26 protein-coding genes are annotated in these 24,945 nt (G+C 64.1%); 15 read left to right on the top strand and 11 right to left on the bottom strand.

What is annotated here, in order from left to right; translation table 11 throughout:
- From SE91_RS33730 to kaiC, 5 genes are all read right to left on the bottom strand, one after another.
- On the bottom strand, window positions 1-454 hold a 454-nt coding region (locus SE91_RS33730), incomplete at its 3' end, for a shikimate dehydrogenase family protein (protein WP_502687167.1).
- A gap of 132 nt (window positions 455-586) precedes the next feature.
- The gene (locus SE91_RS33725) at window positions 587-1,525 is read right to left on the bottom strand and encodes a LysR family transcriptional regulator (protein ID WP_008540909.1); all 939 of its coding nucleotides are present in this window, start codon (window positions 1,523-1,525) and stop codon (window positions 587-589) included.
- Window positions 1,526-1,592: 67 nt separating this feature from the next.
- Window positions 1,593-3,077, bottom strand: a complete 1,485-nt coding sequence (locus SE91_RS33720; RefSeq protein WP_063921176.1) for a sensor histidine kinase — start codon at window positions 3,075-3,077, stop codon at window positions 1,593-1,595.
- Window positions 3,077-3,364 (bottom strand): circadian clock KaiB family protein, encoded by a 288-nt coding sequence (locus tag SE91_RS33715; protein ID WP_008540910.1) that lies wholly within the window; start codon window positions 3,362-3,364, stop codon window positions 3,077-3,079. Before SE91_RS33715 ends, SE91_RS33720 begins: the two co-directional genes overlap by 1 nt.
- Window positions 3,365-3,367: 3 nt before the next feature.
- On the bottom strand, window positions 3,368-5,065 hold the full coding sequence (gene kaiC / locus SE91_RS33710) for a circadian clock protein KaiC (RefSeq protein WP_060737329.1): 1,698 nt from the start codon (window positions 5,063-5,065) through the stop codon (window positions 3,368-3,370).
- 293 nt (window positions 5,066-5,358) lie between these two features.
- On the opposite strand from kaiC, the gene SE91_RS33705 reads away from it, so the two are divergent.
- The gene (locus SE91_RS33705) at window positions 5,359-5,571 is read left to right on the top strand and encodes a hypothetical protein (RefSeq protein ID WP_008540912.1); all 213 of its coding nucleotides are present in this window, start codon (window positions 5,359-5,361) and stop codon (window positions 5,569-5,571) included.
- A 150-nt stretch (window positions 5,572-5,721) separates the two neighbouring features.
- On the opposite strand, the gene SE91_RS36735 is transcribed toward SE91_RS33705, so the two are convergent.
- Window positions 5,722-5,898, bottom strand: coding sequence for a hypothetical protein (locus SE91_RS36735; protein WP_061850701.1), 177 nt, complete (start codon window positions 5,896-5,898; stop codon window positions 5,722-5,724).
- A 166-nt stretch (window positions 5,899-6,064) separates the two neighbouring features.
- Here SE91_RS36735 and SE91_RS33695 point away from each other — a divergent pair, with 166 nt between their 5' ends.
- The 9 genes from SE91_RS33695 (at window position 6,065) to SE91_RS33655 (ending at window position 14,885) form a co-directional block, all read left to right on the top strand.
- On the top strand, window positions 6,065-6,802 hold the full coding sequence (locus tag SE91_RS33695) for a LuxR family transcriptional regulator (RefSeq protein ID WP_060737327.1): 738 nt from the start codon (window positions 6,065-6,067) through the stop codon (window positions 6,800-6,802).
- Between the two features lie 83 nt (window positions 6,803-6,885).
- Window positions 6,886-7,545, top strand: a complete 660-nt coding sequence (locus SE91_RS33690; protein WP_061851453.1) for an acyl-homoserine-lactone synthase — start codon at window positions 6,886-6,888, stop codon at window positions 7,543-7,545.
- Window position 7,546: 1 nt separating this feature from the next.
- Entirely contained in the window at window positions 7,547-7,765 is a 219-nt protein-coding gene (locus tag SE91_RS33685) for a hypothetical protein (RefSeq protein WP_008540920.1), read from the top strand.
- A gap of 286 nt (window positions 7,766-8,051) precedes the next feature.
- Window positions 8,052-8,969 (top strand): branched-chain amino acid ABC transporter permease, encoded by a 918-nt coding sequence (locus tag SE91_RS33680; protein ID WP_060737326.1) that lies wholly within the window; start codon window positions 8,052-8,054, stop codon window positions 8,967-8,969.
- A complete protein-coding gene (locus SE91_RS33675) occupies window positions 8,966-9,910 on the top strand; it encodes a branched-chain amino acid ABC transporter permease (protein WP_061850700.1) in 945 nt (314 codons plus the stop codon). The genes SE91_RS33680 and SE91_RS33675 overlap by 4 nt, the downstream gene beginning before the upstream one ends.
- Entirely contained in the window at window positions 9,903-10,670 is a 768-nt protein-coding gene (locus SE91_RS33670; RefSeq protein WP_061850699.1) for an ABC transporter ATP-binding protein, read from the top strand. Before SE91_RS33675 ends, SE91_RS33670 begins: the two co-directional genes overlap by 8 nt.
- Complete coding sequence (locus tag SE91_RS33665) at window positions 10,663-11,376, top strand: ABC transporter ATP-binding protein (protein ID WP_061850698.1); 714 nt, start codon at window positions 10,663-10,665, stop codon at window positions 11,374-11,376. The genes SE91_RS33670 and SE91_RS33665 overlap by 8 nt, the downstream gene beginning before the upstream one ends.
- Window positions 11,377-11,533: 157 nt before the next feature.
- Window positions 11,534-12,406: a helix-turn-helix transcriptional regulator gene (locus tag SE91_RS33660; RefSeq protein WP_061850697.1), complete on the top strand. Its 873-nt coding sequence runs from the start codon at window positions 11,534-11,536 to the stop codon at window positions 12,404-12,406.
- 184 nt (window positions 12,407-12,590) lie between these two features.
- Complete coding sequence (locus SE91_RS33655; protein ID WP_245318580.1) at window positions 12,591-14,885, top strand: TonB-dependent siderophore receptor; 2,295 nt, start codon at window positions 12,591-12,593, stop codon at window positions 14,883-14,885.
- A 679-nt stretch (window positions 14,886-15,564) separates the two neighbouring features.
- On the opposite strand, the gene SE91_RS33645 is transcribed toward SE91_RS33655, so the two are convergent.
- Window positions 15,565-17,001 carry a glutamine synthetase family protein gene (locus tag SE91_RS33645; protein ID WP_061850695.1) on the bottom strand — a complete coding sequence of 479 codons (1,437 nt, stop codon included), beginning with the start codon at window positions 16,999-17,001 and terminating at the stop codon, window positions 15,565-15,567.
- A 130-nt stretch (window positions 17,002-17,131) separates the two neighbouring features.
- Window positions 17,132-18,490 (bottom strand): aromatic ring-hydroxylating dioxygenase subunit alpha, encoded by a 1,359-nt coding sequence (locus SE91_RS33640; RefSeq protein ID WP_061850694.1) that lies wholly within the window; start codon window positions 18,488-18,490, stop codon window positions 17,132-17,134.
- A gap of 111 nt (window positions 18,491-18,601) precedes the next feature.
- On the opposite strand from SE91_RS33640, the gene SE91_RS33635 reads away from it, so the two are divergent.
- The 4 genes from SE91_RS33635 to SE91_RS33620 all read left to right on the top strand — a co-directional run bounded on the left by SE91_RS33635 (window position 18,602) and on the right by SE91_RS33620 (window position 21,843).
- Window positions 18,602-19,387: an IclR family transcriptional regulator domain-containing protein gene (locus SE91_RS33635; protein ID WP_061850693.1), complete on the top strand. Its 786-nt coding sequence runs from the start codon at window positions 18,602-18,604 to the stop codon at window positions 19,385-19,387.
- A gap of 63 nt (window positions 19,388-19,450) precedes the next feature.
- Window positions 19,451-21,184 (top strand): YbaL family putative K(+) efflux transporter, encoded by a 1,734-nt coding sequence (gene ybaL / locus SE91_RS33630; RefSeq protein WP_061850692.1) that lies wholly within the window; start codon window positions 19,451-19,453, stop codon window positions 21,182-21,184.
- On the top strand, window positions 21,138-21,398 hold the full coding sequence (locus SE91_RS33625; RefSeq protein ID WP_144441639.1) for a hypothetical protein: 261 nt from the start codon (window positions 21,138-21,140) through the stop codon (window positions 21,396-21,398). Before ybaL ends, SE91_RS33625 begins: the two co-directional genes overlap by 47 nt.
- Before the next feature lie 112 nt (window positions 21,399-21,510).
- Complete coding sequence (locus SE91_RS33620; RefSeq protein WP_061850691.1) at window positions 21,511-21,843, top strand: PRC-barrel domain-containing protein; 333 nt, start codon at window positions 21,511-21,513, stop codon at window positions 21,841-21,843.
- 109 nt (window positions 21,844-21,952) lie between these two features.
- Here SE91_RS33620 and SE91_RS33615 read toward each other — a convergent pair whose 3' ends face one another.
- Window positions 21,953-22,633 carry a transglutaminase-like domain-containing protein gene (locus SE91_RS33615; protein ID WP_061850690.1) on the bottom strand — a complete coding sequence of 227 codons (681 nt, stop codon included), beginning with the start codon at window positions 22,631-22,633 and terminating at the stop codon, window positions 21,953-21,955.
- A gap of 167 nt (window positions 22,634-22,800) precedes the next feature.
- Here SE91_RS33615 and SE91_RS33610 point away from each other — a divergent pair, with 167 nt between their 5' ends.
- Window positions 22,801-23,580 carry a cobalamin B12-binding domain-containing protein gene (locus tag SE91_RS33610; RefSeq protein WP_197489552.1) on the top strand — a complete coding sequence of 260 codons (780 nt, stop codon included), beginning with the start codon at window positions 22,801-22,803 and terminating at the stop codon, window positions 23,578-23,580.
- A gap of 6 nt (window positions 23,581-23,586) precedes the next feature.
- On the opposite strand, the gene SE91_RS33605 is transcribed toward SE91_RS33610, so the two are convergent.
- Together SE91_RS33605 and SE91_RS33600 are read right to left on the bottom strand one after the other, a co-directional pair.
- Entirely contained in the window at window positions 23,587-23,982 is a 396-nt protein-coding gene (locus SE91_RS33605) for a group II truncated hemoglobin (RefSeq protein ID WP_061850688.1), read from the bottom strand.
- Window positions 23,983-24,891: a helix-turn-helix transcriptional regulator gene (locus tag SE91_RS33600; protein ID WP_061850687.1), complete on the bottom strand. Its 909-nt coding sequence runs from the start codon at window positions 24,889-24,891 to the stop codon at window positions 23,983-23,985.
- Window positions 24,892-24,945 lie beyond the last annotated feature (54 nt).

Raw genomic sequence — 24,945 nt, 5'->3', positions numbered from 1 at the left:
GGCTCGCCAGCGCAAACGCGATCGCCTTGCCGACGCCGCCGGCCCCGATCACGGCGACGGCGTTGGCGGAGGGTGCCAACAGCGGCGCCACCGCGCGTGCAAAGCCGGTCGTGTCGGTGTTGTGGCCGGTCAGCCGGCCATCCCTGACGACGACGGTGTTCACCGCGCCCATGGCGGCAGCCCCCGGCGCCAGCGCGTCGAGCAGCGGGACCACGGCTTCCTTATAGGGGTAGGTGATGTTGACACCGGCGAAGCCGAGCCGCCGCACGCCTTCCAGCATCATGGCAAGGCCAGCCGCGTCGGCGCCGGCCACCTCGATGAGCTGGTAATGGCCGCGCAGGCCGAGCGCCTCGGCGGCGCGCTCATGCATGGCGGGGGACGCGGAATGCGCGATCGGTGCGCCGATCAGGCCGGTGAGAAGTTTTTGGCTGGCGGCGTATCCGCGCTTCGACATGGTTCGCTATCGTCTCGTTGGGAGCGTCCGGTCCCGGCCCTTAGCGGGGAAATCCGCGTCATTCCAGCTGTGACGATAGCCTTTCCCCGGCCTAACACAATTACCCTTTTATCCGGCAAACCTAACATCATGTTATTTCTTCCGGACGCGTGCCGGGGTGGCCCTGCCATTGCCGCGCGCGGGCTCGACTGCGCGCATCTCGGTGCGCAGAGCGTCGATGAAATTCTCGGCATGGAGCGACAGCGGCGCGCCGCGCTTGACGGCAATATAGGTGTCGAACCGCGTCGGCTCGGTGATCCGCAACAGCTCGATCCCGGGATAGCCGCCATGAGCGACCGTGAACTGGTCGATGATGGCGATGCCGAGCCCCGCCTTCACCAGCGCGCAGACCGTGGTGCCGAAGCGCGCGCGGATGGTGATGTTGTAGTCGAGCCGGTTGCGCGCGAAGATCTCGGCCATGATCCGGCCATAAGGATCGTTCGGGTCGATGCCGATCAGCGGATAGCGCGTGATCTCGGCGGCGGAGACCTGCTTGCGTCCTGCGAGCTCATGGCCCGGCGGCACGATGCAATAGAGCTCGCCCGAGGCGAGCGGCATGAAGTCGAGCCCGGAATGCTCCAGCCGGTAGCTCATCGCGACGCACTCGCCGCGGCCGAGCATCAGATAGTCGATGGCCTCCTCGAGCTTGAGGATGTTGATGTCGATGCCGAGATCCGGATAGCGGCGGCGGACGCGCTCGATCGCGCGCGGCACCATCACCTGCGAGATGCTCGGCACCGAGCCGATGCGCAGCTCCGACAGGCCGCCGCGGCCGATTTTGGAGATGATCTCGGAGAGGTCGTCGACCTTCTTGTAGACGCCGTTGATCTGCTCGAAGATGCTCTCGGCTTCCGGCGTCGGGAAGTAGCGCCCGTTCTGGCGCTGGAAGAAGCGGATGCCGAGCGAGCGCTCGGTGTATTTGACGAGGCGGCTGATGCCCGGCGCCGAGACGTTGAGCAGCTTCGCCGCACCGCCGATGGTGCCTGTCACCATCACGGCGCGGATCACTTCCACCTGGCGCAGCGTCATCATGTCCCGGCTGTCCCGACACGTCCTTTCAGATCATGTCACGGAAGCCGCGCCGTCATCCAGCGCGTTTTCAGGACAGGAAGTGACCGTATTTCGGAATCACGATCTGGCAAACCACGCCGCTCGGACGGTATTCGAGCCTGGTGCCGCCGTTCGGACCGCTCCCCAGGCTGCGCGAGATCAAAGTCTGCCCGAAGCCGGATGCAGTCGGCGGCGTCACCAGCGGCCCGTCGCGCTCTTCCCACTCGATCTGGAGCGCGCCGTCGTCGAGCAGTCCGATCCGCCGAACCGAAAGCTTGCCGGACCGGGTCGAAAGCGCGCCGTATTTCACTGCATTGGTCGTCAGCTCGTGAAAGACGAGCCCGAGCGAGACAGCCGTCTTGGAATCGACGGAGATATCCAGTCCTTCCATCGTGATGCGTCCGCTCGACAGCGTTGCATAAGGCGCGAGCTCGACGCGGAGCACGTCTTTGATCTGCAGATTCTCCCATGACGCATTCGACAGCAGCGTGTGGGTGGCCGCCAGCGCCTGGATGCGGCCGGAGAAGGACTTCTGGAAGTCCTCGATCGTGCGTTCGTGCGATGCGGTGCGCGCGGAAATCGCCAGCACCATCGCCAGCGTATTCTTGACGCGGTGGTCGAGCTCGCCCATCAGGAGAGCCTGGCGGCGCTCGGCGGCCTTGCGCTGCGACAGATTGATCAGCGTCACCACGCAGCCCTGTGTCCGGTCGCCGGATACGATGAGCGGCGCCGCGCTGATCATGACGTCGGTGACGTCGACGGCCGATGTCTTCACGGCGGCTTCGAGGCCCTGTACCGGCGTGCCGCCGGCGGCCATCGCGACGATGTCGGACCCTGACATCAACTCGGACGCATCGGCAAAAGTCAGCTCGATCGCCTGCTCGAACGGCTTTCCGATCGGAGCTTCGGCGCAGATCCGCTCCGCGGCCGCATTGATGTGGGTCACCCGACCGGAGCGGTCGCAGACGATGACGGCCTCGTTGGCGGAGGCAAGAACCGACCGCGCCAGCCGCTCCGACTCCTTGGCGGCGGCGATCTGTTCACGCTCGCTGATATCCGTGAAGGTGATCGCGACGCCGCTTACGATTCCGAAATCGATCGGGGCCCCGGTGAGAAGGAAGCTGCGCTCGATGTGGCCCACCCGAACGTGGATTTCGGACGATTGACGCTCCTTCAGCGCTTGCGTCAGCAGGCGGCGAAACGTGGTTTGATTGACGGCGTCGAGCATGCCGAGCAGCGCCTGACCCGACAATTCGTCGGCCGGCCGGTCGAGCAACGTACACAGGGCCTGGTTGGCATAGAGCAGCTGCCCCTCGGCGTCGAACGCCGCGGCGCCGATATCCATCGCCTCCATGAAAGTGCGGTAGGACTGGCCGCCGCCTTCGAGCGTGAAGACCTGTTCGATGGCTCCGCCCTTGATGACCACGGCATCGATCTCGCCCTCGCGAATGGCCCGGAGCGTCTCTTCGGCCTCGTACAAGCGGGCCTCGAGTTCGTCCCGGGTCAACGCGGATACGAGCGACACCACCGTCATCATTCCTCAACCGACAGATGAACTAGAACTTTCTGGGTGTCGGAAAGGTCCCCGATGATCTTGCGAATCGGAACAGGAAGCTCCTTCACCAGGGTCGGAATCGCGACGATGCCGTGCTCGCGGGCCAGCTGCGGCTGCTTCTTCAGATCGACCACCTCGACCTTGTACTTGCCGGCCAGATGCTCGGAGCAGATCTTTTCGAGATTGCGGATCGCGGCGAGCGATTTCGGCGTCTCGCCGGCAACGTAAAGGACGAGCTTAACCGGCTCGCTGCTTGCTTGGGACATGGGTCAGTCCTGTTTTGTCTTGCCGGAAGGGGTGTCGATTCCCCGTCCCCGCGCCATGGCCGCGGCGTCGTCCCGGCTTTGCTGAAGATAATGGTGCTCGGCCGAAACGAGGCGGTTGAGTTCAGCCTCGTCGGCATCGATGTCGGCCTTGAGAGATTCGATTTGCGCAAGGGCGCGTCGCCGGCGCTGCGTCACCTGGTCCTGGAGACGCGCGACCTCGGCCTGTCTGCTGACCTCCGTCCGCCGGGCCCGTGCCTCCTCGTTGCGGCGGGCCGAGCCGGTCAAGGCGCCGCCTTCGCCGAGATAGGGCTCCAGCAGGTGAATGCCGCTGCTCGACATCACGAACTCGCGGACCTGGTTGGAATGAGCGATGCCGCGCGCCTTCAGCAGATAGAGCTCCCGATTGAATTCGCCGTTCGCCTCGCGGTTCAGCAGGAGAATCCAGCCGTCCATCAATGACGACAGGCCGGCATCGGTTTCCGCCTGCTGGACATTGGCGAGATGGGTGAAGACGGCGGTGATGCCGTTGGATTTGAGGTAATCGACGATGCGGAGCAACATCGCCTGGACCTCGGCGATATCGGCTGAGCCCGTGAAGGCGGAGATCGGGTCGAGCACGACCAGCTGCGGCTTGAACCTGCCGATCTCGCGCAACATGATCGCGAGGTGCATCTCAAGCGAGTAGAAGGTCGGGCGCGTCGCGATATAACGCATCTGCCCCTTCTTCAGCCATCGAGCAAGGTCGGTGCCGATCGACCTCATGTTGCGCACGGTCTGCGCCTCGGACTCCTCGAAGGAAAGATAAAGCGCGCGCTCGCCGCGGGCGCAGGCGGCGTCCGCCATCATGCAGGCGAGCGAACTCTTGCCGGAACCGGCGACGCCGGTGAGCAGGATGCTGCTGCCGCGGTAGAAGCCACCACCGGTCAACATGGCATCGAGATCAGGCACGCCGGTCGAGATGCGTTCGTCGAACACCTGATGGCCGAGGCCGAGCGAAGAGACCGGCAGTACGCTGAAACCGTCCTCGTCGATCAGGAACGGATATTCGTTGGTGCCGTGCGCCGTGCCGCGATATTTGACGATGCGCAGCCGCCGTGTGGAGATCTGGTTGTCGACCCGGTGATCCAGCAGGATCACGCAGTCGGACACGTATTCCTCGAGCCCCTGCCGGGTCAGACTGCCGTCACCGCGTTCTCCGGTGATGACGGCCGTCAGGCCCTTCTGCTTGAGCCAATCGAACAGGCGTCGGATCTCGGCGCGCAGGATCGCCGGATTGGAGAAGGCCGAAAACAAGCTCTCGATGGTGTCGAGCACGATGCGCTTTGCGCCGATCTGGTCGACGGCGAATTCGAGCCGCAGGAAGAGAGCCTCGAGGTCGTAGTCGCCGATCTCGGCGACTTCGGAGGGATCGATCGCGATGTGCTCGATATGGATTTTCGACTGGTCGATCAGCCCCTGCAGGTCGAAGCCGAGCGATTCCACATTGGCGACGATGTCGACCGGGCGCTCCTCGAAGGTCACGAAGACACCGGGCTCGCCGTAGAGCCGCGCGCCATTGAAGAGGAATGTCGAAGCGAACAGTGTTTTTCCGCAGCCAGCCGAACCGCAGACGAGCGACGGCCGTCCGGTGGGAAGGCCGCCCAATGTCAGATCGTCAAAGCCTTCGATGCCGGTTGGAGATTTCGTAATACCTTCAGTCATGCCCTATCCTGGTTCCCACGGATTTTTCTAGGCAAAGAAAAGCGGGCTGCATAGAGGGCCCCAAGGCAAGCATGGCTGATCGTCGCGGGGAACGATGCCGTGGAATGAGCGTTGCGTTTCTCTGCTCCATTTTCCTCCGCACTCAATACCCTCTGATAACTCTGATCGCTTTGACGTGATTGGCAGGTGCTCATTTACCAGTGCGCCGTGTTCACTTGTGCACATACAGCATCATCGCGCCGCCCCATCACTGAGCCCGCTTCGGCAACGGGCCTGGCGAAATGGGGGACGAGATGAGCGAGTTCGAGGGCCGCTTGCAAAGCGCACTTGATGCGGCTTTGGAAGCCGCTTTCAGTCATGTCAGGCACGGCGGCGATCATGAGAGCCGCAAACTCATCGCTGCCCGGCTGATGGAGGCGGCCCGTTCGGGCGTCACTGCTCTGGAGGAGTTGACGGCGGTCGCCCGGCGCGCCCTGATCGATCTCAGAAGCAGATCGTCGGGCTAGGCGACGTAGCTGCTGGGCCGGTACCTGGACTTGGCGAACGCCTCATCAGCGAGGCGGGGCGATGCCACGAATTCGATCAACTGGCGCGCGGGATGTTGAATGCTGTGCAAGTTTGTTCGGGTCGCGAACGCATCCTTGGTGCGACGTTGGTCAACTCGCCGGGCCCTCGGGCAAGCGATTTTCCGCCAGCTCCGCGCGCTCGCTTTCCAGCACCTCGCGCGCGAACTCGATGATCTTCTGCTTGTTCGCCGTTTGATGCACGGCGAAAAACACGCGGTTCAATTCCAGGCCGAGCACGCTGTTGAGAGCAATGTCCTCGTCTTGCATTGTGTGTTTCCCTGCGAACGCGTTCAGGTGTAACTGAGCGTCGCTTCTGCCACAAGTAGATTAAACTTTCGGATCAAGCGGAACACCGGCAAACTACGGGAGCAGCGAATTGAGGCAGCCCCCAAATACGTGCTATACGGGAGAAAGAGGGTCAGGAAACGCGCTGATGTCTGCCGCAGGTGCAGTTGACTATGGCCGAGAGGCGCTCGACTTCATCGAAGGCCTCGGGGCCTATACCAAGGTGCCGGATGCGATGAATGCGCTCGAAGCGGCGTTCGGTCGTTTCGGCTTCGAGACCATCATAGTGACGGGATTGCCGAATCCCGACCAGCGCTTTGCGCAGATGGTGCTCGCCAAGCGCTGGCCTGCCGGATGGTTCAGCCTCTACACTGAGAAGAATTACGATCGCTTCGATCCGGTGGTGCGACTTTGCCGGCAATCGGTCAACCCGTTCGAATGGTCGGAAGCGCCTTATGACGCCGAACTCGAGCCGAACGCGGCCGAGGTGATGAATCGTGCCAGCGAGTTTCGCATGTCGCGCGGTTTCATCGTGCCGATTCACGGGCTCACCGGCTACGAGGCCGCGGTGTCGCTCGGCGGCGTCCATCTCGACCTCAATCCCCGCAGCAAGCCGGCGCTGCACCTGATGGCGATGTACGGCTTCGACCACATCCGCCGTCTGCTCGATCCTGCGCCGCATCCGTCGGCGCGTCTGACGCCACGCGAGCGCGAGGTGATCTCCTGGGCGTCGCAGGGCAAGTCGGCGTGGGAAATCGGCGAAATCCTGCACATCACGCAGCGCACCGCCGAAGAGCATCTTGCAACTGCCGCGCGCAAGCTCGGCGCCGTCAACCGCACGCATGCGGTGGCACTGGCGATCCGGAACAAGATCATCGCTCCCTAGAGCGCGTACTGGGAAATTTCCCAATACCGGACCTGCGTCTTTTCGCAGATTCTGCCCCCCATTGATGATGAATGGGGGATTTCATGATCCACGCAATTTCCGCGGTGAATCGTCACCTTTATCAAGACGTGATCGAGCAGCACTTCCGGCTGCGGCACGAGATTTTCGTCGGGGAGCGCCGTTGGGAAACGCTGCGCAGGCCCGACGGCCGCGAGATCGATTCCTATGACGACGAGGACACCGTCTATCTGCTCGCGCTGGATGGGCGGCGCGTCATTGGGGGACATCGGCTCTATCCAACAACCAAGCCATCGATGATGAGCGAAGTCTTCCCGCATCTGGCGTCAGTGCGCGGGTGCCCCGCGGATCCGCTGATCTGGGAATGGTCGCGCTACTTCGTCGTGCGTGATCGTCGCGACGGCGCTCTGAACCTTCAACTGATGGCGGCGGTGCAGGAGTTTTGCCTCGATCAGGGAATCACGCAGGTCAGTGCGATCATGGAAACCTGGTGGTTGCCGCGCTTCCATGAGGCCGGATTCGTCGTGACGCCGCTTGGCCTGCCGGCGCTGGTGGAGAATGCATGGACCATGGCGGCGACCATCGACATTCGCCAGCAGACGCTCGACGCGCTGCATGATCGCATCGGCATGGCTTCGGTCGTGCGCCAGGACGGCCCGCGTCTGGATGCCGTCGCCCGTGCCAACCTCAGCGGCTTCGCCGCCACGCAACGAAAGAGCGCCTGAAATGTCGAACATGATGCGGGACAGCCAGATTATGGCGCAGACCAAGGACGAAAATCTCGGCTACATGTCCGACATGGCGCTGGAGCTGGCGCAGATGGCGGAAGACACCGGATTGGCGACGCTCGCCTATCTGTTTCGGATGGCGGCGCTGGAGGCCTCGACGGCCAACAGCGTGCTCGCCGAACCGGATGACCTTCCCCGACAGATGACGTCGCACTAGACGCTCACACGCTAACGAATGTCGCATCCTCCCTCGGTCATCCGGGGGAGGTATTCTTTTGGGTGCGACAGGACGCCCCATGCTCCGCGGCAGCCTTCTTGCTTCGCGGGCTGGGCGCATGCGCCGAGATGCAACAAAGTGCATGTTTGGCGCAGAATCGCTCTTGCCTCGGAACGATACTGCCATTACCCATTTTTCCGCCTTGAACAGGCAGGGGGGGCTCTTTCACTGATGGCGACTGTGTTCGAACATCGGCGCGACGCTGCGTGCGCCTGAAAGAGTCTTGATGCTGCTCGTCGTCGAACAGTTCTTGAACGGATTGCAGTTCGGCCTGCTGCTGTTCCTGCTCGCCGCCGGCCTGACGCTGGTGTTCGGGATCATGGATCTCGTCAACCTCGCGCACGGCTCGCTCTACATGATGGGTGCCTATTTTGCCGCGACCTTCGCGGCGTGGACCGGCAGCTTCCTGCTCGGTGCGCTGATGGCGCTAGGGGCAACGCTCGTGCTCGGCATCGTGCTCGAGGTGTCGGCACTGCGGCATCTCTACGGCCGCGACCATCTCGACCACGTGCTCGCGACCTTCGGCCTGATCCTGTTCTTCAATGAAGCGGTGCGGCTGATCTGGGGCCCGGCCGGCCTTGCGCTGCCGCTGCCGGCCTGGCTCACGGTGCCGGTGCCGATCCTGCCCGGCATCCACTATCCCGCCTATCGCCTCGCCATCATTGCGGTGGCTCTGCTGGTTGCGCTGCTGCTTTATCTCGGCGTGATGCGCACCCGCATCGGCATGCTGATCCGGGCCGGTGCGTCCAACCGCGAGATGATCGGCGCGCTCGGCATCAACATCAAGCTGCTCTACACGCTGGTGTTCGGCTTGGGCGCCGCCCTCGCGGGCCTCGCCGGCCTGATGCAGGCCCCGATCCTCACCGTGCAGATCGGCATGGGCGAGAACATCCTGATCCTCGCCTTCGTCATCATCGTGATCGGCGGCATCGGCTCGATCCGGGGCGCGTTCCTGGCCGCGATCTTTGTCGGCATGATCGATACGCTCGGCCGCGCCTTCCTGCCGAACCTGCTCCGGCAGGTGTTGAGTGGCGCTGCCGCCTCCACCGCCGCGCCCGCGCTGTCGTCCATGCTGATCTATCTCCTCATGGCGATCGTGCTGGTGGTGCGGCCGGAGGGGCTGTTTCCGGCCAATCGTCGATGAAGACTTTCACTGTGAGCAAGGCCGTCACGGTCCTGATGTTGGCGGGCCTCGCGCTGCTGCCGCTCTATTCGCACCTCACCGGCAACATCTTCATCCTGACGCTGTTCACGCGCATCATCATCCTGGCGCTGGCGGCTGCGAGCCTCAACCTCATCATGGGGTTTGGCGGCATGATGAGTTTCGGCCACGCCGCCTATCTCGGCATCGGCGGCTATGCCGTCGGCATGCTGGCGCAGGAAGGCGTAGGGTCCGGCTTCATCCAGTTTCCGGTCGCGCTGGCGGCCTCCGCCCTCTACGCGCTGGTGATCGGCGCACTCTCTCTGCGCACCCGCGGCGTCTATTTCATCATGATCACGCTGGCCTTCGCGCAGATGGCCTATTACGTCGCATCGGGCCTGGCGCGCTACGGCGGCGACGACGGCCTCACCGTCTACAACCGCAGCGACTTCTCCGGTCTGATCAACCTCAGCAACCGCACGCAGTTCTATTATCTCTGCCTTGCCTGTCTGTTCGGCGTGATCGTCCTGATCTGGCGCATCGTCAATTCGCGCTTCGGCCTCGTCGTGCAGGGGCTGCGCTCCAACGAGCAGCGCATGCAGGCAATCGGCTTCCCTGCCAAGCGCTACCAGCTGGTCTGCTTCGTCATATCGGGTACCATGTGTGGCTTGGCCGGCGCCCTGCTGGCCAACAACACCGATTTCGTCAGCCCGGCCGTGATGTACTGGACCCGCTCCGGCGATCTCATGGTGATGGTGATCCTGGGCGGCATGGGCACGCTGTTCGGTCCGATCATGGGCGCGGTGTTTTTCCTGCTGCTGGAAGAGCTGTTGTCGCAGATCACCGAATATTGGGCGCTGATCATGGGCCCGCTGCTGCTGGTCATCGTCCTGTTCGGCCGCGGCGGCATCATGGGCGCGCTCGGGAGGGCTGGCCGTGGCTGAACCCTTGCTCCGCGTCGAGAAGCTGGTGCGCCGCTTCGGCGGCATCATCGCCACCGACAATGTCTCGCTCGACGTCGCCAGCGGCGAGCTGCACGCCATCATCGGCCCGAACGGCGCCGGCAAGACCACGCTGATCAGCCAGCTCACCGGCCATCTCGAACCGCATTCGGGCACCGTCTCGCTGGCCGGGCGCGACATCACCTATTTGCCGGCCTATCGCCGTTGCGCGCTGGGCTTGGCACGTTCGTTCCAGATCACCTCGCTGCTGCTCGATTTCACCGCAGCCGACAATGTCGCGCTGGCGGCGCAGGCGCATGCCGGCACCTCGTTCCGCTTCTTCGCGGATGCACGCAAGGAGAAGGGCTTGCGCGATGCGGCGCATGCTGCGCTCGACCGCGTCGGCCTGTTGCATCGCGCCGACGTCGTGGTGTCCAGGCTCAGCCATGGCGAACGCCGCCAGATCGAGCTTGCGGTCGCGCTCGCGAGCAGGCCGAAGTTGCTGCTGCTGGATGAGCCGATGGCCGGCTTGGGCGTCACCGAATCCCAGCGCATGGTGAAGCTGCTCCAGGAGCTGCGGAAGGAAGTGTCGATCGTGCTGGTCGAGCACGACATGCCGGCGGTGTTCGCGCTCGCCGACCGTATCACGGTGCTGGTCTATGGCCGCGTCATCGCCTCCGGCGATCCCGCTGCGATCCGGGCGAACGACGAGGTCAAGCGCGCCTATCTCGGCGATCAGCATGTGGTGACGCATCATGGCTGACACGCTGCTCGAGGTCGAGGGCATCGAGACCTGCTACGGCCTGTCCCAGGTGCTGTTCGGCCTGTCGCTGTCGATCAGGCCGGGCGAGATGGTCTCGCTGATGGGCCGCAACGGCATGGGCAAGACCACTACCATCCGCTCCATCATGGGCCTGACGCCGGCGCGCGCAGGCAGCATCCGCTTTGCGGGCGACGAGGTCAGGCAGCTTCCGTCCTACAGAATTGCAAAGCTCGGCGTCGGCCTCGTCCCCGAGGGGCGCCAGATCTTCCCGAACCTCACCGTGCGTGAAAACCTGGTCGCGGCCGCCGCCGATCGTTTCGGTAGTCCGAATCCCTGGACGCTGGCCGCGATCTACGTGTTGTTTCCGCGCCTCGCCGAGCGCGCCGCCAACATGGGCAACCAGCTCTCCGGCGGCGAGCAGCAGATGCTTGCCATCGGCCGCGCGCTGATGACCAACCCGAAGCTGCTGATCCTGGATGAAGCGACCGAGGGTCTCGCGCCGCTGATCCGCGAAGAGATCTGGAATTGCCTGTCGCTGCTCAAGAGCCGGGGACAGTCGATCCTGGTCGTCGACAAGAACGTCGACCATCTCGCCCGCATTTGCGACCGCCATTACATCATCGAGCGCGGCAAGACGGTGTGGAGCGGCACCTCCGACCAATTGATGGCGGAGCCGGATCTCCAGCACAAATATCTGGGAATCTGACGCGTTCGTTGCTTCTCGTTCCCTTCTCGTTGCCTTGGGCCGCCGCAGCGTAAGATTACTTCGAGCAAATCCAGTTTCGAAATCCTCCAAACTGCGCGCTGTCCCCTTGAGCGCGCCGCCGTCTGCCGTCAAAGAGGCCGCGATGTAAGCGGATTCGATGCGGGACTTTTACGAGCAAATTATCGGACGGCCCAAAGACGACATCGGTTCCGCGCAAGGAGCTTCAACGAGAGGCCAATGGCTGGATTTCCCGGGCTGCGTGTTCGTCAGAGGTGAGTTTCGCGCCGATGCGAACGGGCCTGCGATGGGCGCGGCGGGCTTGTTCATCTCTGTGGTTTTCGATGACGGTGCAGACCGCGGCAGTTCGACGCGCGCGATAAGGCAGATCACGACAATTGCCGTGCGCGAATCCCTCGCGATGTGCCGCTCGGTCCGGCGCGACGAACGTCCTGCGATCGGCCTGGCACTGCCCCAGACTTCGATCGATGAGCTCGGCCTCGGCGATGAGTTTCGGGCGCTGTTCCGGGACGAGGGGGCTAAGCCGGCCATCGTCTCGCTGGTGGCATCTGCACGCGTGCAGGCCGTCGCGGCGGAAATGTTCTCGCCGCCGGTCGCCGGAAACGCGGCGCAATTGTTGCTGTCGGCGCATGCCGCCGAGATCGTCGTCCATGCCTTGTGCAGCGAGCGTGGCCGGATCGCACTCGATCCGGCGACCGACCTGCAGCGGATGCGGCTGCAATTGGTCAAGGAGCGGATGGACGCCGATCTTGCTTACCGCTGGGGCATCGACGAGCTGGCGCGCAACGCAGGGCTGAGCCGGCGGTCCTTCAACCAGAAATTCCAGATGGCGTATGGCGAGAGCGCGATCGACTATTTGCGGGCCCGGCGGCTCGAGGCCGCACGTGACCTTCTGATTCATCAACGGTTGTCGGTCACCGAAGCGGCCTTTCGGGTCGGCTACGCCCATCCGGCCAATTTCGCGACGGCCTTTCGCAGGCACTTCGGCTATTCGCCCAGCCGCTGTCAGTAGCGGCGAGAGGATTGCGCGCCGGCCGAAATGTTTCGCGATGTGTCTGCGTCGTTCGCGATGAGGTCTCCGTCCGCAGTCTTGAAAGGCTCCACCTGGAATCAAAGACGATTTGCGCAGCCGCAAAGGCGGTGCGCGCCCCGATCTGATTACTCCCGGGTTTGCTTAAAGACGGAACTTGGGGAAGATGATGCGGCGCGACGACGGACAGACGTTCGGTTGGGAACGGGTGGTGAAGGCCGGACTGGGTGTGGCCGGCCTCGGCGTGGTGCTGCACGCCACACCGACGCTCGCCCAGGTCTCCGGGACGAATTCGGGATCGACGGCGGGGACCTTGCCTCCCGTCACCGTCGAGGCGCCGAACCAGGCGCGTCCGCGTGCCCAGTCCGCCCAGCGCAATTCAGCGTCTCAGCGCGGCCGCGTCGCGGCGCAGCGCAATGCCGCATCCGGGCCGGCCAGAAATCCGGACGCGCGCGAAGCAGGCACCGGCGAAGGCAAGCTGGCGAGCGAGAACAGCTACGTCGCCAACAGCAGTTCTGCCGGCACCAAGACGAACACTCCGCTGCTGGAGACGCCGCAGTCGATCTCGGTGGTGACGCGCAAGGAGCTCAACGATCGCGCCGTGCAGACCCTGACGGAGGCGGTCGGCTATGAACCGGGCGTCCGCATCGACGCGTCGGGCTACGATCCGCGCTTCGACGCCATCTCGATCCGCGGCTTCGACATCACCTATAACGGTGTCTATCTCGACGGGCTGCGTCTCGTCGGAGCCGGTCTCAGCGTCTTCAAGACCGAGCCCTATGGAGTCGACAGCATCACCGTGGTCCGCGGGCCCAGCTCGGCGCTCTATGGCCTTGGCTCGCCCGGGGGACTCATCGACCTCTCGAGCAAGCTGCCGACCAGCCAGCCGTTTCACGAGGTGCAGACCGTGTTCGGCGACCGCGAGCGCATCCAAGGCAATTTCGATTTCTCGGGACCGGTCGATCCCAACGGCCAGATTTCGTACCGGCTGACCGGCGTGATGCGTGACGCCAACGTGTTCGTGCCCGGCGGCAAGGACAACAGGACCTACATCGCTCCCGCCTTTACCTGGAAGCCGGATCAATCGACGACACTCACGATTCTCGGCTCCTATCAGAAGTCGAAGACGCCCGGATCCATGTTCACCTATTCCACGGGTACCGGCACCGCCACCGATGTTTTCACCGGCAGCCCGTCTTACAATTCGCTCGACCAGGAGCAGGGACGTGTCGGCTATTTGTTCGAGCACGCGTTCAACAACGACATCACCGTCCGCCAGAAATTCCGCTACGTCGATATCGATGCGGTCACCCGCTATGTCGGTTTTCTCGGCGCTCCCGTGGGCAATGTGGTCTCGCGCTATACCGGCCTTGTTCATGACACGCTGCAATCGGCCATCATGGACAATCAGGTCGAGGCCAAGCTTTCGACCGGGCCGGTGCAGCACACGCTGCTGGTCGGCACTGACTACACCGCGTCGAAGTTCAACGACAGGCAGGGTTTCGGCTTCGGTGTCTCCGACCTCAACGTGGCCTCGCCAGTCTACGCGCCGGAATCGATTCCCGATCCTGCGATCTCGTCCTCGACGCAGCAGCGCCAGACCCAGTCCGGCGTGTACATCCAGGATCAGGCCAGGCTCGACCACTGGATCCTGACGTTGAGCGGCCGCAGCGACTGGGTCAGCACCACCGGCGAGAATCTGTTCGCGCTGACGCGGCAGCAGCAATCCGATCAGGCCTATAGCGGCAGAGCCGGGTTGACCTACGTGTTCGATTCCGGCGTGGCGCCTTATGTCGCCTATTCGACGTCGTTCTTTCCCAATCTCGGCGTCGACCCCTCGGGCGCCTTCTTCAAGCCCACCACCGGCAAGCAGACCGAGGTCGGTATCAAGTATCAGCCGCAGGGGACGAGGAGTTTCATCACCGCCGCGGTGTTCGACCTGACCCAGGACGGCGGGCTGGTCACGACGGGAACGGGCGTGACGGTCCAGCGCGGCGAGATTCAAAGCCGCGGCTTCGAATTGCAGGGGCTCGCGAGTCTTGGCGGCGGTTTCGACATCACCTCTTCCTACACCTATCTCGACATGGTCACCAAGCAGGCTGGTGACAGTTCGCTGGTCGGCAAGTTTCCGTCGGGCAATCCTCCGCACACGGCAACGCTATGGGGCAATTATACCCTGCCGTTTGCCGGCCCGTTCGCGGGGCTGAGCATCGGTGGCGGCGTGCGTTACATGTCGTGGAGCTATGGCGACGACCTGAACACGTTCAGGAACAACTCGGTGACCCTGGTCGACGCGGCGCTGAAATATGATTTCGGCCAGGCGGCGAAGGAGCTGAAGGGGCTTCAGTTCCAGGTCAATGCCAAGAACCTGTTCAATCTGCACTACACCACGTGCCAGGTCGGCTATTGCTACCGCGGCGCCCCGCTGACCGTCATCGCCACGCTCGGCTATCGCTGGTGAACGTTGCCGCAGGAAGGAAACGGCCGGACGGTCACCAATAGATGCCGTGGCGGTGCAGTTCGCGGATCACGCGGGCTTCGACGGACGGCTGCCGGCGCTTCGGCTTCGGCGCCTCGATTGTCCTCGCCGCCGGTGCGGGGCTCGATTGAACAGGAGCCGTTGCAGTTGACGCCGTTGCGGCCGGCGGAGCTGACGTTGGCGTTGTGGTCGCTGTCTGCACGCTTGCCGGTGACGGTGACGTCGCCTGCGGCGGTGTGGCGGCCGGCTGCTCGGCTACCGGTTGGTTTGCATTGGCTGCGGCTAAGCTGAGGCCTCGCGAACCGCCCGCATAGGCTGGGTTTGCCAGCAGCGACACCGCGGCGATCAGAACAAGCTTGCGCATGGGAAGCCCCGTATCTGTCAATCCGCCTTACCTATTTCGCATCCCCTTGGCGTTAGCGCGCCAGGCGATGCACGCCGATCTCGATCAAGGTGGTCCGGCACGACAGGCGATAGATCAGGTTGAACAATTGACCCCACATGACCGAACTCCACTGTTGATCACATGCAGGCAGCCTAGCGCGGCCGTTTTTCCGGCGGTTTTCGAGACATTGGGAAATTGGCTTCGTCGGCGCGCGGAGTGATGTCGTCGGAACAGGCCGGACGAAGTCGCCTCACGCCGCCGTGAGGCCTATCCCCATCAAAACGTCTCGAAATATTCGCGATGCTCCCAGTCGGTCACCTCTGACAGGAAGCGGTCGATCTCGGCGTTCTTGATGTGGGTGTAATAGTCGACGAATTCCGGCCCGAACTTCTCGCGGAAGAACGGATCGTCCTTCAGCGCGCTGACCGCATCACGCAGTGACTTCGGCAGCAGCGGCGCCTTGGTCTCGTAGGGCGTATCGGCGGACGGGCCGGGATCGAGCTTGCGATCGACGCCGTCGAGGCCCGACAGGATCTGCGAGGCCATGTAGAGATAGGGATTGGCCGCGGGCTCGCCGATGCGGTTCTCCAGGCGCGTCGCGGCATCATTGGCGCCACCGAGCACGCGGATCATCACGCCGCGATTGTCGCGGCCCCAGATCGCGCGATCCGGCGCCAGCGAATAGGAGCGGTAGCGCTTGTAGCCGTTGATGGTCGGCGTCGTGAACACGGCGGAGGCGCGGGCGTGGTCGAGCAGGCCCGCCAGGTACGCCTTGCCGAACGGGCTGAGCGGCTCGCCGCCGTCTTTCGCCATGAAGAGGTTCTCACCGCTTGCGCGCGACACGACCGACTGGTGCAGATGCCAGCCGCTCGCGAACACGTTCGGCAGCTTCGGCCGGCACATGAAGGTGGCGTGATAGCCGTGACGGCGCGCGATCTGCTTCACGGCCGAGCGGAACAGCACCATGTTGTCGGCGGCCTCCACGCCCTTCTTCGGTGCGAAGGTGAATTCGCATTGGCTCGGCCCGAACTCGACCTCGACCGAGCGCAGCGGCAGCCCGAGCGCCACGATGTCACGCCGCACGATCTCCAGCACCGGCTCCATCTGATCGAAGCGCTGCTCGGTGAGATATTGATAGCCATGGCTGAGCAGGCTGACCGAGGGCGGCGTGCCCGGCTGGCCGGCGTCCTCGGGCCGCAAATGTGCGTCATCGAGCTTGAAGATGTGGAATTCGACCTCGAGACCCGCAACGAACTCATGGCCGCGCGTGCCGAGCTCATCGAGCACCTTGCGATAGAGCCCCCGCGTTGCGAACGGCACCGGACGGCCATCGCCGAAATAGAGGTCGCATAGCACCCAGCCCGTCGTGGGCGCCCACGGCAGCACGCGAAACGTGCTGGGATCGGCGACCATCAGCACGTCGGCCGCGCCCTCCATCTCCTTCATGCCGAAGCCGCCGCCGGCGGTGAACACCGGAAACACCGTGCGGTGCGAGGTGTCCTTGGCAAGCATGGTGGTGGTGATGGAGCAGCCGCTCTCCAGGGAGGCAACCGCCTCGGAGGCGATGATGGTCTTACCGCGCAGGATGCCGTGCTGGTCGGGGAAGGCGAGACGGATGACTTCGAGGTTCTTTTCCTCGACGATGCGACGCATGCGCGCCGCCGCGTCCTTCTGCTCATCCGACCACAGCGCATGACGCGCGACGAAAGTCACTTCATCACCCCCTCAACTGCCGTAGGGTGGGCAAAGCGAAGCGTGCCCACCGTGTCTATCGTCCTCACGGAAACATGGTGGGCACGGCGCTTTGCGCCTTTGCCCACCCTACGGGGTCCGTGCATGGACGTCACTCCGCCGCCGTCAGCCGGTGCACATTGTCGGCGATGTCCTTGGGCACCGGCGCGGTCCACGGCGCGCCGCGGCGGCGCTTGACGTCGACCTCCATCCAGTAGGTCTCCCAGCCCCGCGTCGGGCCGATGCCGTCCATGGTCGCCGGCCCCTGGATGCTGCGCGCATTGCCTTCGTCCAGGAACAGCATCGGCTTCTCGCCGCCGCCGACCTTCTCGATCTCCTGCCGCAGCAGGCGGCGATATTGCACGATCGCCTTGTCGCTCGAACCGAGATGCTCCTTGGTGCGGTCCTGGATCGCGCCCATGGATTCCACCGCCCATTGGTCGTGGACATTGATGTCGGTGCCCATGCCGGTATAGGTCGCGGTCTGCTGCTCGTGCGGATCGAAGCCGTAATCGTTGCTGCGGTTCTTGCGCGACTTGTAGTCCGGCAGCTCGTAGAGCTCGAGCCGCTGCTCGCGCATCTTCTGCTTGTCGACCGGGTTCGAATAGCTGGTGAAGATCGCGTACCAATAGCAGTTCTCGTCATCGACCGGCACGTGCCACTGCGTGATCGTCATTTCCGTGCTCATGGGGATGACGAAGCCGTGCGGGAAGAGCTGGTTGGTGACGCGCACATGGGTGCGCTCCTCGTCGATCTCGCGCAGCGCGATCAGCCGCAAGCCATATTCGGTGTGCTCGACATTGATGATCGGGCGGTCGTATTCGCGCAGGATCTTGGTCATCGGCAGATCGGAGCCGGCGGAAGCCCCGCGGAATTGCTTGCCGTAGGCGGTGGACGTGTCCTCGTCCTCGAAGAAGCGGTGCAGATAGGAGGCATGCGCGGGATCGATGCCGACCTCAAGCGCTTGCAGCCAGTTGCAGGCCATGTGGCCCTTGAAAGCGAAAGTATGAGTGCCGGGCGCGACGAAGCAGTCGAGCTCCGGGAATGCCGGCGGGGCGCCTTCGCCCAGATAGGCCCAGAGAATGCCGCTCTTCTCGACCACGGGGTAGGAGCGCTGTCGGATATTCTGGCAGAGCTTTGACTCCTTCGGCTCGGCCGGCGTCTCGATGCATTGGCCGGTCGCGTCGAACAGCCAGCCATGGAAGGCACAGCGCAGGCCGCCATGCTCGAGCCGGCCGAAGGCGAGGTCGGCGCCGCGATGCGCACAATGGCGGTCGATCAGGCCATAGCGTCCGCTCTCGTCGCGGAACAGCACCAGATCCTCGCCGAGCAGCTTGAGCGGGCGGATCGGCCGCGCGCCCTCGAGCTCATCGACCAGCGCGGCCGGCTGCCAATAGCTCCGCATCAGCTTGCCGCAAGGGTCCTTCGGCCCCGTGCGGGTGATCAGGTCGTTCTGCTCCTGGCTCATCATGGCGCATACATCCTTGTGGAGTGGCGGTTGTTCGCCTATTGAACGAATGGGCGAATTATGACATGCCTCGAAAAGGCGGCAAGCACTATTTTGCAGGATTGTCCCGAGGCCATGCCCAAGCTGAAGCGAAGCGAGAGCGACGAGCGCGCGACGGATTTCGTCGAGGCGCTCGATCGTGGCCTGCGCCTGCTGCAATGCTTCGGCTCGACTACGAGCCCGATGACGCTGAGCGATCTCGCCCGGGCCGCGGAGCTGCCGCGCGCCACCGCGCGGCGCATGCTGTTCACACTTCAGCGCGGCGGCTACGTTTCCGGCGACGGCAAACTGTTCTCGCTGACGCCGCATGTGCTGACCCTGGCGGCGTCCTACCTGCGCTCCAATCAGCTCGTTGCGGTGCTTCAGCCCGTGCTCGACCGCGTCGCGATCGCGGCTAACGAAATCTCCTCGCTCGCTTTGCTCGACGGGGACGATGTCGTGTTCGTCGCGCGCAGCAGTCCGGCGCGGATGTTCTCCGGGGGCCTCGAGATCGGCTATCGGCTGCCGGCCTTCTGCACCTCGGTCGGCCGCGCCATGCTCGGTCAGCTCGACGAGGCCGCACTCGCTGCTCGGCTGAAGGCGATGAAGCGCGAGGCGTTGACGCCGCAGACGGTGACGGACCCGAAGGCGCTGCTCGCGCGCATCGCTTCCGACCGCGCGCAAGGCTATTCGCTGGTCGACCGCGAGGCCGAGCCGCATTTCCGCTCGATCTCGGTTCCCGTGCATCGTTACGATAATGTGATCGTCGCCGCCATCAACATGGGCGCACATGTCGACCGTGTGCCGGAGCGCGAATTGATCGATCGATTTCTGCCATTGCTGCGCGATGGCGCGGAATCGGTGCGCTCGCAACTGCTGTGAGCGTCGCTAGCCGCGCGCACAGGTCGCGGTGCACATGCGCACCTCGTGTGTCAAAAGGCAAAAATGCCGCATGACACACCTCTCATCGCCACCATCGTTGCTGGACTTGGACTAGCTTTCGTACTCGGAACAATCGCGCAACGGTTCCGTGTTCCGCCGTTGGTCGGCTATCTCCTTGCGGGCGTCGCGGTCGGCCCGTTCACGCCGGGATACGTTGCCGATCAAGCGCTTGCCACCGAGCTCTCCGAACTTGGCATCATCTTGCTGATGTTCGGCGTCGGGCTGCATTTCTCCCTTCAGGATCTGCTCAGTGTGCGCAAGATCGCCGTTCCCGGCGCCGTCGTGCAGATCGCGGCCGCAACGGTGATGGGGCTCGGTCTTGCAGTTCTGATGGGCTGGAGCATCGGCGCGGGTCTCGTGTTCGGATTGGCCTTGTCAGTCGCGAGCACTGTCGTCCTTCTTCGCGCAATGCAGGAGCGGCGACTGATGGAAACCGATCGCGGCCGCATCGCCGTCGGCTGGCTCATCGTCGAGGACCTCGCGATGGTGCTCGTGCTGGTGCTTTTTCCGGCGATCGCGAGCCTCCAGGGTGGATCCGATGGCAAGCCTGCCTTCGATCCGCTCGCGGCGCAGCTGGGCCTCGGACTGGCCGGCGTCGTGATGCTGACGGTCGTCAAGATCGTCGTGTTCATCGGCTTGATGCTGGTAGTGGGGCGCCGCTTCATCCCCTGGATCCTGCATTACATTGCGCACACGGGCTCACGCGAACTGTTCCGCCTGGGCGTGCTCGCGATTGCGCTCTGCATCGCGTTCGGAGCCTCGAAGCTGTTCGACGTCTCGCTGGCGCTGGGCGCCTTCTTCGCCGGCATGATGCTGCGGGAATCGCCGCTCAGCGCGCGCGCCGCGCAGGAATCGCTGCCGCTGCGCGATGCCTTCGCGGTGCTGTTCTTCGTCTCGGTCGGCATGATGTTCGACCCGCTCAGCGTCATCCGCGAGCCTTGGCCTTTGCTGGCGACGCTTGCGATCATCATGCTCGGCAAATCGGCTGCGGCATTCCTGATCGTGATCCTGTTCCGGCATCCGGTCGCGACCGCGCTGACGATCTCCGCAAGCCTATCGCAAATCGGCGAGTTCTCCTTCATCCTGGCAGAACTCGGCGTTTCCTCGCAAATTTTGCCGAAGGAGGGCCGCGATCTGATCATGGCGGGGGCGATCCTTTCCATCATGCTCAATCCGCTGATGTTTGCAGCCGTCACCTGGCTGGCGCCGCTGCTAGAGCCGCGCCGGGATGAGCCCCAAGCGGTCGCCGCAGTGCCCGAGCCGATCCGCACAACTGAGCTGACTGACCATACGATCGTGATCGGCTATGGCCGCGTCGGCGCACTCGTTGGCGATGCGTTGATGCAGCGGCAATGGCCATTTCTCGTCGCCGAAGTCGGAGAGCGCGTGCTCGAGAAGCTGAAGCAGGGCGGCATCGAAACCGTCATGGGCAACGCCGCGAAGCCCGAGATTCTCGGTGCAACCAACCCCTCTCGCGCGAAGCATCTGGTGATCGCGATCCCAGAAGCGTTCGAGGCGGGACAGATCGTGCAACAGGCGCGTGCCGCCAATCCGGACATTCAGATCATCGCGCGGGCGCATGCGGATGCCGAAGTCGAGCACTTGAAGGGGCTGGGCGCGGATGTCGTGATCATGGGTGAACGCGAAATCGCGCGCGGCATGATCGAGGAGCTGGAGAGGAGATATCCAGATGCTGCCCAAACTCCCTCTACCATCGCGGCGGGTTCGGTCCTTTGATCTGATGACGCCTGCAGGGCGGATCTACCGGTTTCCGCCGCCGACCTTGGCGCAGCGGCTGCTGCGGTGGGGACTGGCACATGCGGAAACCCTGGCGATCTCGGCCGCTATCCTGGGCTTGATCTATGTCGCGGGCTTTGCCGCCGAGGCCTTGGATCGGTCGATGTTTGACGCGTGCAATGATCGGATTGGGCAGCCGATTGGAATGTCGTAACCCGGGCAAGCGAAGCGATACCCGCGAAAGTGTCGCAAGACCCCGGATGTCGCTTCGCACATCCGGACTGCGGGCCTATAATCCGCTCCACACGAGTCCAAGGGAGCATGCCATGCAACACACCATGGTTCCCAGTGATCGCGTCGAGCACGTCGCCGTCTATGGCCGTGACGGCACCAAGCTCGGCACGATCGAGCGATTGATGCTCGACAAGATGAGCGGAACGGTTGCCTACGCCGTCATCAAGACCGGCCGGCTGCTCGGCACCCATCACCATTATCCCGTGCAGTGGAGCTCGCTGAAATATGATTCGGGACGTCAGGCCTTCCAGGTCGATCTGACGCCGGAGCAATTGAGCCGCGGCCCCTGCGAAGCCGATGGCGATGAATTCGACTGGGGCGACCGCTCGCGGCCGTACCAGCATCCGAATTACTGGTCGATCTAGCCGAGCAGCAATCGTTGTTGCCCGGACTAGCGAAGCGAGACCGGGTGAAGTCATCGCGACGACCGGATATCGCTGCGCGCATCCGGGCTTCGGCGTCCCGCGCCCGTCCTTACCGCTCGGCCGCCTCGCGCTCCATGTCGCGCCCGGAGAGATCCTCGCCCTGCATGTTGGCATAGTCGCGCGCCATCTCCCGCATCAAGAACTTCGCCGGCACGTCGTGATAGGTGCCGCGGTCGTTGACATATTGCATATAGGCGCGTCCCTCGCCGTCGAAGGGATGCAGCAGCGCGTCGGTGTGGCCGTCGAAATCGAGTGGGGCCACGCCGACCTTGGCGCAGAGCGTGTCGTTGAAGGTTGGCGTCGCCTTGCGCCAGGCGTCATCGACATAAACCTCGGTAAAGCCATGCCAGGTGAAGATGTCCGTCCCCATGCTCTGGCGCAGCTTCTCGGTGGTGAGGTGGTTCTTCACATCCGCAAAACCGACGCGGGCCGGAACGCCGTGGACGCGGCAGGCGGCCGCATAGAGTGCGGCCTTGCCGACGCAATAGCCTTGCCCTGCGGCGAGCACACTCGACGCTCGGAAGGTCTCGGCGGCGCGCATGCTGACATAGGGATTGTAGCGGATGCCGTCGCGCACCGCCTTGTAGAGCGCGCTCGCCTTGCCGCGCACGCTCGCATCCGCGCGCACGGCTGTCTCGGCGAATTGCCGCACGGCGGGGTGGTCGCTGTCGATGTACTCGCCGGGGTCGGTGTAGAGGCGGCGGATGGTATCGGGCAGGGTTTCGGTCATGATCTGAGCTTAGCAGCCGGCTTTGGCCGGGCTCAATTTCGTTCGTTGCAGGCCGCCCATGCTCGCGGCACTACCCCGTCACCGCTTGCGTCGAGCCGCTACGGCTTTTGCAAGCGGCGACGCTGCGCTAGGATTACTGGAACCGTCGACCCCGGGGGAGACGTAGCGTGCTGAGGTGGTGTGCCCATTGCCAGCAGTTCATTGGGGAGATGCCGCCGCACGCGGACCTGAGCATCACGCACGGGCTGTGCAGGAAATGCTCGGGAGAGCAGCCGGATCTGCTCAGCAACGATGAGTTCGCCCATGCGGTGGTGCTGCGGGACATCTTTCAGGCGCTGTTTGCCGCCGGTCGCAAGAGCGATTTCGATGCGGCCGGGCCGCTGGTCGACCGGGCCATCGTCGCCAACTGCCGTCCGGTGGACATCCTCGTCGGCATGATCGCGCCGATGCTCTACGAGATCGGCCGCGCCTGGGAGCGCGGCACGCTCACGGTCGCGGGCGAGCACGAGTTCACGGCCTTCGCCGAGCGGGTGGTCGATCTTGTCGAGGCGCGGATGAATCAGGCCTCGTCACAGCGGGCGCGGCTCGCCGGTGACGGCCGCTATTTTCTGATGAACGCGCCCGCCAACACCCATGTGGTGGGGATTCGCATTCTCGCGCTCTGGCTGCAGAACCAGGGATGGCAGACGCGTCACGTCGACGAGCTTACGGTTCTCGATGCCTTGTCCGAGCCTTCTCTTGCCGGCGAGCCCAAGACGCTGCTCGTCTCGATCGCATTGCCCGAGCAGTGCGAGGCCGTCAGGGCGCTCGTCGAGCGGGTGCAGGCGCTGCCGGCACCTAGTCGTCCAAAGATCGTCCTCGGTGGCTACGCCGTCAAAACGCACCTGGTGCCTCGTATCCCCGGGGTGGTGCTCGCCCGCGACATCAGCGCGCTGGGCCTCGACTGAAAGCGGCTAGCTGCGGTTGCGCATCCAGTCGGCGAGGCCGGACAGCGCCTTGTCGAGATCCTGCCGCGCGGCGGCATCTGTCACCGTCTCCTCCAGCGCGCCGCGCATGCACATCATCCAGGCGTCGCGCTCGGCATCGCCGATGGCAAAGCCGATGTGCCGCTGGCGCAGACGCGGATGGCCCTTCTCGGGCGTATAGAGGCGCGGCCCGCCGGTCCATTCGGTGAGATAGCGCTTCAAGACGTCCCTGATCAGGCCGAGGTCGTCCGCATGCATGGCACGGATGATCTTCGCTTCCGGCAGCGTGTCCATGCGGTCGTAGAAGCGATCGACGAGACGATCGATCGCGCTACTCCCGCCGATCCGTTCGAACATGGAGAGGGTGACCGTGCTGTCGGTCATCTACAGCGCCACGCTGCGCAGGCCGAAGCTGCGCGCCTCGTTCTGCAGCACCGGCCGCACCGCATCGATCAGCCGCACCGCCGCGGCATCGACGCTGAGCCCCGCGGTATCCACCACCGCCGTTGCGCGCGAATACAGCGGCTCGCGGCTCAGCAAGATGTTGCGCAGCTCCGCCATCGCGGAGCGGTCGTCGGCCATCGGACGGAGGTCGCCCTGGCGGCGGACGCGGGCCATGTGCTCCTCGGGCTCGGCCTTCAGCCAGATCGTGTAGAACGAAGACAGGATCTGGTCGAAGGTCAGCGGCTCGGAGACGATGCCGCCGCCGGTCGCCAGCACCATCAACTCGTTGCGCGCGAGCAGCTGCTGCAAGGCTGCCTGCTCCATGCGGCGAAAGCCTTCCTGGCCGTAGAGCGCGATGATCTCGGCGACCGAGAGCCCGTTCTGCTGCTCGACCTCCTTGTTGAGCTCGACGAAGCTCCAGCCGATCTTCTTCGCCAGCATCCGCCCCAGCGTCGATTTGCCGGCGCCGCGCAGACCGATCAGCGCAATGCCGCAGAACGGCGCGCGCCGCGGCGCGGTTGCGCTGCCGCCGGCGAGCAGGTCCTTGGCCTGCGCGATCTGCGCCGGTGTCGCCTTGCGCAGCAGGTCGCGAAACATCTGCCAGTCCGGCGTCGGATCGGCGGACGGCAGCAGATCTTCGAGATGTGCGCCCATCGCGTCGGAGACGCGGCGCAACAGCACGATCGAGACATTGCCCTTGCCGCTTTCGAGCTGCGCGATGTAGCGCTCCGAAATGCCTGATACCTTGGCGAGCACCTTGCGCGACATGCCGCGCAGTGCGCGCATGGTGCGCACACGCTGGCCGAGTTGTTCGAGGAAGTGGGATTCGGCGCCGGGACTGTCGGTCATGAGCCTTCTTTAACGGATGTCTTCTTGAAGAAGGTCCGCGCTTTAATGAAACAT

This window comes from Bradyrhizobium sp. DOA1 (assembly GCF_001593325.1).
Lineage (GTDB): Bacteria > Pseudomonadota > Alphaproteobacteria > Rhizobiales > Xanthobacteraceae > Bradyrhizobium.
Note: the sequence above shows the minus strand (reverse complement) of the source record. Positions and strands in the feature narration are given on the sequence as shown.

Excerpts from the sequence above, each read along its gene's own strand:
- SE91_RS33635 (WP_061850693.1), top strand. The coding sequence starts at position 18,602 with ATGCCCAAGCTGAAGCGAAGCGAGAGCGACGAGCGCGCGACGGATTTC.
- SE91_RS33625 (WP_144441639.1), top strand. The coding sequence starts at position 21,138 with ATGCTGCCCAAACTCCCTCTACCATCGCGGCGGGTTCGGTCCTTTGAT.
- SE91_RS33725 (WP_008540909.1), bottom strand. The coding sequence starts at position 1,525 with ATGATGACGCTGCGCCAGGTGGAAGTGATCCGCGCCGTGATGGTGACA.
- ybaL (WP_061850692.1), top strand. The coding sequence starts at position 19,451 with ATGCCGCATGACACACCTCTCATCGCCACCATCGTTGCTGGACTTGGA.
- SE91_RS33660 (WP_061850697.1), top strand. The coding sequence starts at position 11,534 with ATGCGGGACTTTTACGAGCAAATTATCGGACGGCCCAAAGACGACATC.
- SE91_RS33655 (WP_245318580.1), top strand. The coding sequence starts at position 12,591 with ATGATGCGGCGCGACGACGGACAGACGTTCGGTTGGGAACGGGTGGTG.
- kaiC (WP_060737329.1), bottom strand. The coding sequence starts at position 5,065 with ATGACTGAAGGTATTACGAAATCTCCAACCGGCATCGAAGGCTTTGAC.
- SE91_RS33720 (WP_063921176.1), bottom strand. The coding sequence starts at position 3,077 with ATGACGGTGGTGTCGCTCGTATCCGCGTTGACCCGGGACGAACTCGAG.
- SE91_RS33685 (WP_008540920.1), top strand. The coding sequence starts at position 7,547 with ATGTCGAACATGATGCGGGACAGCCAGATTATGGCGCAGACCAAGGAC.
- SE91_RS33715 (WP_008540910.1), bottom strand. The coding sequence starts at position 3,364 with ATGTCCCAAGCAAGCAGCGAGCCGGTTAAGCTCGTCCTTTACGTTGCC.
- SE91_RS33695 (WP_060737327.1), top strand. The coding sequence starts at position 6,065 with ATGTCTGCCGCAGGTGCAGTTGACTATGGCCGAGAGGCGCTCGACTTC.
- SE91_RS33705 (WP_008540912.1), top strand. The coding sequence starts at position 5,359 with ATGAGCGAGTTCGAGGGCCGCTTGCAAAGCGCACTTGATGCGGCTTTG.
- SE91_RS33615 (WP_061850690.1), bottom strand. The coding sequence starts at position 22,633 with ATGACCGAAACCCTGCCCGATACCATCCGCCGCCTCTACACCGACCCC.
- SE91_RS36735 (WP_061850701.1), bottom strand. The coding sequence starts at position 5,898 with ATGCAAGACGAGGACATTGCTCTCAACAGCGTGCTCGGCCTGGAATTG.
- SE91_RS33690 (WP_061851453.1), top strand. The coding sequence starts at position 6,886 with ATGATCCACGCAATTTCCGCGGTGAATCGTCACCTTTATCAAGACGTG.
- SE91_RS33620 (WP_061850691.1), top strand. The coding sequence starts at position 21,511 with ATGCAACACACCATGGTTCCCAGTGATCGCGTCGAGCACGTCGCCGTC.
- SE91_RS33640 (WP_061850694.1), bottom strand. The coding sequence starts at position 18,490 with ATGATGAGCCAGGAGCAGAACGACCTGATCACCCGCACGGGGCCGAAG.
- SE91_RS33665 (WP_061850698.1), top strand. The coding sequence starts at position 10,663 with ATGGCTGACACGCTGCTCGAGGTCGAGGGCATCGAGACCTGCTACGGC.
- SE91_RS33605 (WP_061850688.1), bottom strand. The coding sequence starts at position 23,982 with ATGACCGACAGCACGGTCACCCTCTCCATGTTCGAACGGATCGGCGGG.
- SE91_RS33675 (WP_061850700.1), top strand. The coding sequence starts at position 8,966 with ATGAAGACTTTCACTGTGAGCAAGGCCGTCACGGTCCTGATGTTGGCG.
- SE91_RS33680 (WP_060737326.1), top strand. The coding sequence starts at position 8,052 with ATGCTGCTCGTCGTCGAACAGTTCTTGAACGGATTGCAGTTCGGCCTG.
- SE91_RS33600 (WP_061850687.1), bottom strand. The coding sequence starts at position 24,891 with ATGACCGACAGTCCCGGCGCCGAATCCCACTTCCTCGAACAACTCGGC.